Source organism: Bacteroidota bacterium (genome assembly GCA_017303975.1).
Lineage (GTDB): Bacteria > Bacteroidota > Bacteroidia > JAFLBG01 > JAFLBG01 > JAFLBG01.
The window spans coordinates 16271-27531 of record JAFLBG010000007.1 but is presented as its reverse complement, the minus strand read 5'-3'; the positions used below and the strand labels follow the sequence as shown (position 1 = coordinate 27531).

The window sequence follows — 11261 nt, the reverse complement described above, 5'->3', positions numbered from 1 at the left end:
TTGGGTTAAGTTGGCGCAAATGTATATTGATTGTGCACCGTTTGTCAAATAAATTTTTTTCTCAAATGGCAAGTTGGGCATGCACAATCACTAGCGCAATTACCTTAAATATATTTGGCTATCAAGCAATTAAATTCTGCAATATTTACTATCAGATATTAGGTTGCTATACAAAAAATATGTTTAAAAAGCGGAGTGCTATATTAATGTAGCACTCCACCTTTAACCTGCATGAGAAAAACAAAGAACGATTTTAAAATTTGTTTATTCGATTAGTCTATTCGTTTCTTTTTGACTAACAGACCAATTGATTATTTTACTTTTCTTGTTCAACATTCATAGTTTAACATTCCCTCAATTAAATCCCCCTACCACACACTAACCAGCGCGCTCCCCCCTTCGCTTTTACCCACACCGTTTTGCTTTCGTGGGGCGCAAGTGTACCAACTTTTTTCGACTCGCAACCAATGGTTTGCAAATCAGTTATAGGTAAAGGAGTGTCGTTGATAAATGTTATACGCATTGTATTTACAAGAATAATCGTTATCTACAGGTATAGAAATGCAATAGGGATATTGATAAGCATTTTTAGAAGGGTGGTAGCCAATTTTCTCCTATTTTCTTTTCTATTTTTGCTCGAGTGGCAAGTATTATGAACATTAGGGAGTTAGCTAATACTATGAGTAGGAAAAGTATAACACATCCAAAAATTATTTCAAGTGTAGGAAAAAAATAATATACAATAAGCCCTACTGTTGCCAGTAAGAAAGAAACAATAGCGGTTTGTATTCCTAGTTTTATATGTTTTTCTGTAGTCATCTTTTTTTGTTTTGTTATTTTAAGAAGTGTTCTGTTTGTAAGGTTGGTTCTATATAATCTTTATTTTTTTTAATAACAATACGGACTATTATTTTTTAAGGCTGGAGTCGCACATAAAATCTTCCCAACAATCGGTGCAGGGTTGATTAATTATTTTATAATTTTTAATTTGTTCGTTAGAGATGTATGGATATTGTTTTTTATCCCACATACGCTCATTTAACGACCATCGATCAAACGACCACCAACCTATATTTTCTATTATAGTTAAATGCAATGTATCTGTATAACTTTTTTCGGATAAGCAAGTACATGCAAATTTGTAGGAGTCATTTCCAAAATCAGTTAAATCAGTGATATAGTACGTTTGATCGTCTTGTCCGTAAAAGCGGTACAAAAAAATACTGTCTTCCTTTATTGTAAATTCAAGTGTTGGGGTGCCTGCATCACAGGGTATATAAATAAAAGATGCGGTATCTGTAATAGTTAATAAATGCCAAGATTTTTTAATGTTTGGCCATTTTATTTTTTTAATGGGGGCTTCCTGATATGTTTCTTTTAATGGATTGGTATTACCCACAGGTTGTTTACATGCCATAGCAGCAAATAAAAATAGTACGATCAAACACATCCCTATCTTACTGCTTTTTTTTCGCGTCCTCATTTGTTTAATATCTTTTTGAAAAATAGATTTTTTTTGACTATTTCCGGTTAAAAAAAACTACGGATATCCAATTACCATTACCGGAAATTTATTGTATATAACTACTTGTAGATAGTTGTCTGTGATTTATAGTCCCTTGTTTTTAATTGTCCTTCGGAAAATTCAATTACTATCCTATTGCTTTTTATGCCATACTTATTTTTCCACTTTGCAGGTATGGTGTGTCGTTGGCCATTGTATGTCTCTATTTGCATTACTATTTCGGGCAAACCATCACTATCTATATCACGAATATCAAACTGGTTAGGTTGGCTACTGTCAACACCGCCAATATAACCACCATCCATTTCAAAAGGAAATTTTCTTTCCGTTTTGTCGCTACTTAAAACAATATTTATTTTATAGCAACAATGCGCACCTCCGGAGAAGTCAAAATAAATATGGTCGTTGATACTATCCCCATCCAAATCAAATGAGTCAAGCCAATTTTGATTAATTGTATTGGCTGTTTGTATACTACTACTATTTGCTTTCCCAAAAAATTCGTTCGAGCCTATCATACTAGAAAAAAGAAAAACCAGTATGGTTGTTAGGTGTTTTGGATTAATTAGAGTTTTCATATAGTAATGAGGGGCTATTTTTCTTGTACGACAAAGCTAGTGCTTTAACATGGGTGTGATAATCAAAATGAAAATTCGTAGGGAGTTGTTTGGTAGTGGAAAGTAGTGGTTTGCAAATTCGCTTACAATTAGTGTTAGGATTTGTTTTCTTTAAGTTTTCGTTTTTCTTTATCAGGAAGCTGTTTGAAATTTTCTTTTGAAACAACTTTCCTTCCCGATTTTCTTTCAAGGTCCCGTCTTGCTTTTCTAGCAACTTTCCCTCCTGCTTTTGCAGCCTTTCTATTGTTGATAAAGCCTTGTGCATTTTTGTTATTTGCAATTTCTGTTGTTGATGCTTCACCAAGCATTGTAAAGATTAACTCCAAGTCCATCATGTGGTCGCGAAGATTTTCGCTAGTTTTTGTAAGCCCTTCCAGCTTTTTATAATCACTTGGTACAATCCCAAACGTTGCTTTGCTTATTTCTGCTGTAAGACTTGAACTTTCCGTTTTTTTTGTCAGCAGCCATCATTTCAACTAGGGTACAAATTGTCCCCTAGTTGGAGTTTAGTTGAGCGTCTCGCTTTTTCATTTTTTTGATATAATCCTTGACATCAGAGGTGTCTGTCAATAATTGAACTTCATCCTGAATTGAAAAATACCACTTCTGCTCCGTTTCATTCCAAGCGCTCCGTATTTGTTTGCTTTCGAATAATTTAATATCACTCATTTTTTTTCTTGAAATTCAAATATACTCAATTCCCGTGATTTTGAAAATTCAAAAAAACGAGGCCCCTTACTTATAGCTGCTTAGTTACAAAAATTATCACACGTAGACAAGGCTTTCGCCTGAGTACCGTTGCTTTTACATTCTACGCTGTAAGGAGTTTTATCAATTTAATCCACAACTATACCACCACCACCAAAAAGAAACCTACGTACTTCCCCACCCGGTGAATGATGTATTTAAAAAATCAACCATCGAATAAATTAAGGTGAGAAAACAAATAAATAAACCTGCTATCTGTAGTCTCCAATATATTCTCGTTTTTTTATTTAATGCAAATATTTTGATAACACAAATCATGATTGCCGAATAAATGCTTACTAGCGCTGCAATTAAAATTACAAAACTCGCAATAGTTGGCGTATTTAATGAGAATTGAACGATTTTAGTCCCATTTCCCATTGATTTTAAAGCTATTCTTGAAGTATGTATTCCGGGGGTATTAACAAACAATTCATAATATGAATTGAAAATAAACCATACTAAAATAACCAGAGATATAGAGTTAAAAATCATTTCAATTGTTTTTTTTGTTTTCATTTTATTTGCATTAAATCTGTAGTTGTTCTGCAAGTTGTTGTTTGTGATATGCCCGCCTACCTTTAGTTACATAGGTAATTAGCATGCTTACTAAAAAAAAGTAGACATCATGCCAATATTTTTTCGCAATAGAAATATTGTAAATGCTCAGCATAAATTGGAACAGGGTATGAAGAAGCATAATGGAAATGAGAGTAAAAAAACATAATTTTGTGTGGAAAATTGCTTACTTGGTGGTGAACTTATAACTAGCAAAAGAAGGATGGCTAGCCCAAAGCCAATGAAAATATCAACTAAAAAATGAATCCCAATTTTATTAAATACTCTCATTTTTTCAACTATTTCAGACTGAAAACAATCCCCTTATTCTACACGAAAATACTCGTCTTTAAAAAACTCATCGTACGATTTTCACTTTTTATAAACTCTTCAAATACGATATATGCTACTTGAGGAGAACAATTCACTGCTATCTCGTCCAGGGCTAGTTCCGTAAATACTTTAAAACTTTCCTCTTTTGTGTCCCGGTATTCAGTTAAAATACACATTCCGTCATAAAAATACTTCTTTGCTTCCATAGTATCCGTTTCATAACCCAGATCTGAGCCCGTGCAGTTTTTAACCTCATAATAAAAAGCGAGAGAATCGTTAATGAAATAAAATATTTGCTCAGTGTTTATTACCCCGGAACTAAAACTCTCGCTGTATCTATTTTTTATATACACGCGTTTATTATTTGCGTAGGCAGCCGACATAAGACCTGTGCGTTCTTTTTGGTGAGTAGATTTTATATTGTACTGTATGCTTTCGATTTTAATTCCAACGTTTCGGTATTCAAATTTCGCAAACTATCAATTTCAGCCGCTATTGCATTTCTTTCCTGCAAAGTTGGCGTTTTAATTCGGTCGCATGATAAAATAGAGATAATAATACCGGATATTATTAATACGGCTTTTAAAAAATGTATGCGTTTATTTGTTTTCATGATGTACTAATTATAAATAGGTGTTGGTAAATAATATAAGGATTGGTAGCGATTCTCACCATCTTAAGGTTATTTATAAATAAGGAACTGTTTTAATTCTTCTTTGGTAATTTCGATAAGTGAGTTAGGGGCTGCGTACAAATCACAATGCCTAAAGTTGAAATCCCAGTTAAAACACAATGCATTATTTGTAAAATAGAAAGTCGAAAGATCTTCGGTTGCAAATTTGTAGCCCTCATATCTATTAATGGTATATATTTCTTTGTTCTTTTTTTTTGCTACTGAATAATTGTGTTGCAATTTTTTATTGCACAGTTCTACTAGCATTCCCATTTTATCAGCGCGGATAATATCATTAATTTGAATCTGACTTCCTGTATTCAAATCAAAATTTAAATAGTTGTTGGTAGTACTGTAAAACCCATTTGTAGCAGATACTGTTGTATCCAATTCGGTTTTTGAAATAAATATGCTTAGTATACAATCAGAATTATTTTTGATCTCATATTCAATCGTGTAGTAAAAATTAGTTGCAGTTGAATCTTTTAGTTGCGCTGTATCCTCGATGAATATACTTGTTAAATATTCAACTATTATCGTTTCATTAATTATTTGTTCTATTTTTTCATTATCATAAATTATAGTTGGAAAATTCACAACTACTGTTTCATTCGATCGAAACTCTTTGTAAGTAATAGTTGCTGAGCACAACGAATCAATATTTGTAGATTCGGCCTTTACGTTACCGGTTAAAGAAAACGACAGATATCCAATTAACATTGCTAGAAATTTACCGTACATATTATGCTATGCGTTTTATTAAAAAGGGGTGAGGTTAATCAATTGAGTTATAAAAATTATTTCTTTCATTAATTATTCTTTGTATTTCATCTTCCGGCATCTTTAATGTAATGATTAATTCATGACCTCTAATTAACTCAAATGAAATGTCGACATATTTATCCAATAGTCTTGTATGTACCACTCCCAGTAAATTGTTCTCGTTATTAAAGAGTAGCGTTATTCTATCGCGAGGAGATAGATCAACAAGAGGGCTTTCATAAATACAATATTGTGTTAGATTTGTAAAGGTGTCGACTCCAAGCTTTTCAAACTTAAAGTTTGCCATAAAAGGCTCCAGTTGCGATTTTTTTGTTTTGCCTTCCAAAAGTAATTTTTCTAGTTCATTTTCCACAATTGTAGAGGGATCAATACTTTTAACAGGAGTATACGCCCTAATTAAACCCAAACTATCATAGCTCATTCCTACTTCTACGGTATCACTTGTTTTACCCGCAACTTTTCCATCTTTTCCCAGTAATATTGAGTTTGGCAGTATTTTAGAACTAGAGATTTGTTCTATGGTAAGTTTTACAAAAAGCCCAGCAATTAACCAATTATTTACCGTTGGAGCAGTTTCTACCAAAACGTAATCATTGAGTGTAAACAAAGGCTTTCCATTAATGGTATCGTAAAAAACTGCCTGTCCATTAATTCTTTCTCCTAAAATCAATCGGTTTGTATTGGTTTTACTTATGATACTTGTTGTAAAACCAATTATACCAGAAAGCATAATTATTGATAGAATTAAAATCCAGGGTATGATTTTTTTTGTTTTCATTTTAATAGTGAGTTTGCTCACTTTATTTCCTATTCTTTGTTTGAATTTGCTTTCATGATTAATCTTAATTGGGTTAAGTTGGCGCAAATGTATATTGATTGTGCACCGTTTGTCAAATAATTTATTTCTCAAATGGCAAGTTGGGCATGCACAATCACTAGCGCAATTACCTTAAATATATTTGGCTATCAAGCAATTAAATTCTGCAATATTTACCATCAGATATTAGGTTGCTATAAAAAAATATATTTAAAAAGCGGAGTGCTATATTAATGTAGCACTCCACCTTTAACCTGCATGAGAAAAACAAAGAACGATTTTAAAATTTGTTTATTCGATTAGTCTATTCGTTTCTTTTTGACTAACAGACCAATTGATTATTTTACTTTTCTTGTTCAACATTCATAGTTTAACATTCCCTCAATTAAATCCCGCTACCACACACTAACCAGCGCGCTTCCCCTTCGCTCTTACCCACACGCTTTGCGCACAAGGGGGAATTTTCAAATTTTTCATTTTCAAATTATCAAATCATTTTACTGCTTAACCACTCTAATTAGTTGTACAGTATTACTTTGCTGCACTTTTACAAAATATATTCCGTTGGTTTGTTGGCTAAGGTCAATAGTGCTTAGTTGTGTTTGTGGTATCAGTTCTGCCACTACTGTACCTAACACATTTACTACTTGTATTTTTTGGGCTGTGGCTGTAGCGTATATTGTTAGTTCTCCGGTGGTAGGATTTGGATATACCAATGCCTCTAGGTTGCTTGTCAATGAAGCTTCTTCAGCTACTATTACTTCTTCTGTTTCCTCAGCATTATTTAACTCCTCCTCATCGGTTGTTTTACAATTACCCACAATAACCTGATGTGTAAATGGAGTGCTATTTCCAATAGCATTCTTAGCAATGAGTGTTACGTTGTAGGTTCCGGGTGCAGTGAATTTAATTGTTGGATGTTTTGCTGTAGATGTGCTTGGTGTTGCCCCAGGCATAAACCAAGTGTAACCTGTTGGTACTCCTATGCTCGTGTTAGTTGGTTTAAAACTACCACTTGCGCAAATATTATACGTAGTTGCAGTAAAACTTGCAACAGGTACTGTTGTTGGTATGTAAGTAAGTTTAATATTATCTACATAGATATTGTTTCCTTTATTGCCTACACTTACTATTCTCACCTTTATGTTTGCTGCACCGCTGTATGCTGCAAGGTTAATTGTTTCTTTACGCCATTGCGAGCTTGTTGGTTTGAACGACAAGTTTGTTGCTGGTGCTGTTTTTAATGAGCTTCCGCCTTTGGCATATACTTTTTGCCAAATATTGCTACAATCGGAACTTACATATATCAATAATGAATCTTTTTTGGTGCCTCGCTGAGCGTAGGCTACATCAAATGTTATGGCTAAAGAATTATTGGCTCCTGTAATATTTATATAGGGCGTTTCTAGTTCATCGCGCTGTTTATCTATCGCTTTGTTGCTATAATGTGTTATTACAGCACAACTGGAACTTGTGCCAAAACCTCCTACACCGCTAACACGCTTCCATTTGTTGTTTGTAACTGGTGCGGTATATTTCCAACCGGTGGGTACAAACTTAGTTGCCGAAAAGCCTTCTGAAAATGGCAGCGATAACCAATTTACCGGACTTATTGTTTTTACACTATCCGTTTTTGATGCACTACATCCATTATTATCATGTACTGTAACAGAATATACACCTGATTGCAAATTCATCAGTTTACTTACTTTTGCTCCCGTATTCCAATTGTAATTGTAGGGTGCTGTACCACCTGTAATGGTAGTATTTATGGAGCCCAGTATATTACTACATTGTGTGTTGTTAATTACAGAAGTACTTATTCCTAAAATTTGAGGTTGAATAATATTTACACTTGTGGTGGCAACACAGCCAGCTGCATCCGTAACAGTTACCGTAAGTATTCCTACTGATAATTGAGACGCTATTGAACTACTATTCCCTTTACTCCACAGATAAGTTAGTGGAAGCGTTCCACCTGTAGTAACAACTTGCGCTATACCATCTGAACTTCCGTAACAAGAAATTTGTTGCACTACAGAAATTGTATTAGTTAAATTTCCACCTTGCTGAATTGAAAAACTTCTTACTGCTTGGCATGCATTGGCATCTTGCACTGTTACTGAGTAAATACCCGTTGGTACATTTTGCAAATTAGCCGTTGTATTACCATTATTCCACTTATATGAATAACCAGCTGTACCACCAGCTGTAGCTATAAGTACAGAGCCAGAATTTGTTGTATTGCAATTAACAGAAGTAACAGTTGATGTAATTTGTAGAGCAGATGGTTGCTTAAGTATTATTGCCGCAAGTGCTGTAGAATTGTTTGCATCGGTAATCAAGCAAACATACGTGCCGGCTGGAACACCTGTTGCTACTTGTGTGTGTTGTGCAGGATTTGTATTCCAACTATAGTTGTATGGTTGCGTGCCTCCTACAGCAGTTACATTTACAACTCCATCCGAAGCTCCATTACATTTTATTGGAGTTGATGTTGCAGTTGCGCTGAATCCGGAAGTTGGTTGTGTGATGCAAATATTAAAAGTGGACGTAGTGCTATTTGAAGTGTACTCGCGCACTCGGATATAATATGTTTTTCCGACACTATAATTTCCATGTGTATTATTTTCAAGTCCTCCTTGGGGATTGTTATTTTCACATATGAAAGGAACTCCACCGCACGAATCAAATACGGCAAGAATAACATCCAAACCAATTGAAGGATTAACGGTAATGGTATTAAATGTATTGCTTGCTACAAATTTGTACCAAACATCTCTTAATTCATTAAAACTAGAATTACCGTAATCGCAGGTATTCCAACTAGAAGTATTATACATTGGCGACTTTGTAGCTTTTTCTAATGTACCACTCACAAAATTACAAGTGGAATTAGGAATTAACATTGCAGAGGTGGTTGAGCATTCATCTATTGCAGGACGTTGAAACAAACAAAGATCAAACGTCCCTCTATAATATGTTTCTCCGAACATGACTTGTAAATAATAGGTTTGACCTATAACTAGGTCTTTAAACCCTTTAGTGGCGTAAGGCAAATTTGAACCACAATCCACCTGAGTTAAAGAATCAGGAGCGCCTGAGTATAAGGCATAGGAAATATATTTACTCCAACTACTATAAGTGTAACCGCTTAAATTAGAAACAGCCATTCCAATATTTTGGGATGTTGCAGTAAATTTATACCACACATCATCATCCATATCATTTTTAGTGGCATTCCAACAGGTAGAATACTGATTTGAGTTTGTTGCAAAATCGGTGTTCACTTTTAGTGGATTACATACCGAGTCGTTTGCTGCTATTGTGATAGGTAATGCTCCTGTGCAATCATCATTTGAGGGATTAATCGGTTTATTGGTAACACAAATAGAAAAATCATAATCTAGTAGTGGCAGGCTATTTGCATACACTCGAATAAAATAAGTTAGGCCAATTACAAAATTATTATATGTAAGTGTGGTGTAATCATCCGTAAACGGTGTATCTACACAAGCCAATAAATTTCCTCCACATGAATTATACACCCCAATAGTTGGCTGATCGTACTGTCCATGATTCACTACAATTGAATTTGTCGTAGAATCCGCTACAAACTTAAACCAAACATCATTCGCTTGCAACGAAGTTGATCCAGTACAATTTTCAGGAGCGATTGACTGCGTTGCTAGATTAAAACTAGCTAGGGTAAGAGATTGCGGAGTTGTAGGAATCAGTTGTTGCGCATTGCTGCATTCATCATTTGCGCAAGGGTTTAAGGTATTATACTTTAAAATAAAAGCATCATCATAACTATTGCTGGAAAGATAGATGGTATCTGCTCCCGCATCAACATCAATTTTATCACTAAAACGTCCCGTAAAAAATAGTTCTCCTGCATTATTAACAGCCATGGAATTTATATAAAGATCATAACCAAAATATAATCTCCAGGAAACATTTCCAAAAGCATTTACTTTTAAAACACTTCTATTAAGATAAAAAAAATCGGAAAAGTATAAGTTATTATTCTGGTCAATTACTATTCTATCTATAGTAACGTTATCTATTTTTTTTACCCATTTTATATTACCCGCAGAGTTTAATTTACAAACAAAACCCGGGTTATACGCGCTTAAATCAGATAGAGTGTGAATATTTATTCCAGGGTCGAAGGTAATAGTGCCATCAAAATTTCCGGCAACATATAAATCACCTTGCGTATCCATTTCTATATACCTAGATGAAAACGCTGTTGTAGTCGAATTCGATTCAAAATGCTTAGCCCAAACAAAATTTCCAGAAGTATTTAATTTTACAACAAATGTATGAGGACCCACTCCTGCACTAACTGTGTATGTTCCTATACCTGGGTCTAAATCAACCGCATTCTTAAATTCGCCTACGGTATATACGTTTCCCAAAGCATCCGCTTTAATAGAACTGTAATTAGTATTCCCATCTGTTTCAATACTTTTAGCCCAAACAAAATTTCCTACTGCATTTATTTTACAAATAAATAAATATGGGTTTATGGTTGGGGCTGTGAGTTTAAAAACACCTACTCCTGGATCAAAATCAACAACATCGGTATATTGGCCTGTAGTATATACGTTACCTAATGCATCAACAGATATGGAAGCAGCTAAATCTACACCATTTGCTCCAATTTTTTTAGCCCAAACAAAATTTCCGTTAGAATCCAACTTTTGAATGAAAATATCCTTACCGGCTCCGGCAGAACTCAAACTAAACACTCCCGAACCCGGGTCAAAGTCAACAGTTCCCGAAAAATTTCCTGTGGTATATACACTACCAGTAGCATCCGTGGTTAATAGTAGATTTAAATCATTGGAATTGTTAATAGTTAACTGTTTAGCCCAAACAAAATTTCCTGCTGCATTTAGTTTCGAAATAAATATATCTCTTGGTCCATTAGAAGTAAGATTATACACTCCTACGCCCGGATCAAAATCAACTTTATTGTCAAAATAACCCTTAGTATAAATATTTCCAAAGGCATCCACAGTTATAGACTTACCTTCATCATTACCTGTTGTGCTACCAATTTGTTTTGCCCAACCCAATGACTGTGAGTTTGAGAGTATATAAACTAAACAGAATATTACTGTCGATATAATAATTTTTGTTTTCATGTTTTTTAGTTTAAAAGGTTAGGAAATTGCTTTTAATCTTCTAGTCAGTTAG

10 protein-coding genes and 1 pseudogene are annotated in these 11261 nt (G+C 34.2%); all 11 read right to left on the bottom strand.

Going from position 1 to position 11261, the window contains the following annotated elements; translation table 11 throughout:
• Positions 1-358: 358 nt before the first annotated feature.
• On the bottom strand, positions 359-523 hold the full coding sequence (locus tag J0M08_04180; GenBank protein ID MBN8702237.1) for a hypothetical protein: 165 nt from the start codon (positions 521-523) through the stop codon (positions 359-361).
• A gap of 65 nt (positions 524-588) precedes the next feature.
• The gene (locus J0M08_04175; protein MBN8702236.1) at positions 589-819 is read right to left on the bottom strand and encodes a hypothetical protein; all 231 of its coding nucleotides are present in this window, start codon (positions 817-819) and stop codon (positions 589-591) included.
• Between the two features lie 88 nt (positions 820-907).
• Positions 908-1417: a hypothetical protein gene (locus J0M08_04170; GenBank protein MBN8702235.1), complete on the bottom strand. Its 510-nt coding sequence runs from the start codon at positions 1415-1417 to the stop codon at positions 908-910.
• Positions 1418-1584: 167 nt separating this feature from the next.
• Complete coding sequence (locus J0M08_04165) at positions 1585-2103, bottom strand: hypothetical protein (protein MBN8702234.1); 519 nt, start codon at positions 2101-2103, stop codon at positions 1585-1587.
• A gap of 134 nt (positions 2104-2237) precedes the next feature.
• Positions 2238-2811 (bottom strand): annotated as a pseudogene (locus J0M08_04160) (hypothetical protein).
• A gap of 204 nt (positions 2812-3015) precedes the next feature.
• Positions 3016-3408 (bottom strand): hypothetical protein, encoded by a 393-nt coding sequence (locus J0M08_04155; GenBank protein MBN8702233.1) that lies wholly within the window; start codon positions 3406-3408, stop codon positions 3016-3018.
• A gap of 368 nt (positions 3409-3776) precedes the next feature.
• Positions 3777-4163 (bottom strand): hypothetical protein, encoded by a 387-nt coding sequence (locus tag J0M08_04150; GenBank protein MBN8702232.1) that lies wholly within the window; start codon positions 4161-4163, stop codon positions 3777-3779.
• Positions 4164-4195: 32 nt separating this feature from the next.
• The gene (locus J0M08_04145; protein ID MBN8702231.1) at positions 4196-4393 is read right to left on the bottom strand and encodes a hypothetical protein; all 198 of its coding nucleotides are present in this window, start codon (positions 4391-4393) and stop codon (positions 4196-4198) included.
• A 69-nt stretch (positions 4394-4462) separates the two neighbouring features.
• A complete protein-coding gene (locus J0M08_04140) occupies positions 4463-5194 on the bottom strand; it encodes a hypothetical protein (protein MBN8702230.1) in 732 nt (243 codons plus the stop codon).
• Positions 5195-5228: 34 nt separating this feature from the next.
• Positions 5229-6014 carry a hypothetical protein gene (locus J0M08_04135; protein ID MBN8702229.1) on the bottom strand — a complete coding sequence of 262 codons (786 nt, stop codon included), beginning with the start codon at positions 6012-6014 and terminating at the stop codon, positions 5229-5231.
• 536 nt (positions 6015-6550) lie between these two features.
• Positions 6551-11209 carry a T9SS type A sorting domain-containing protein gene (locus tag J0M08_04130; GenBank protein MBN8702228.1) on the bottom strand — a complete coding sequence of 1553 codons (4659 nt, stop codon included), beginning with the start codon at positions 11207-11209 and terminating at the stop codon, positions 6551-6553.
• Positions 11210-11261: the final 52 nt, after the last annotated feature.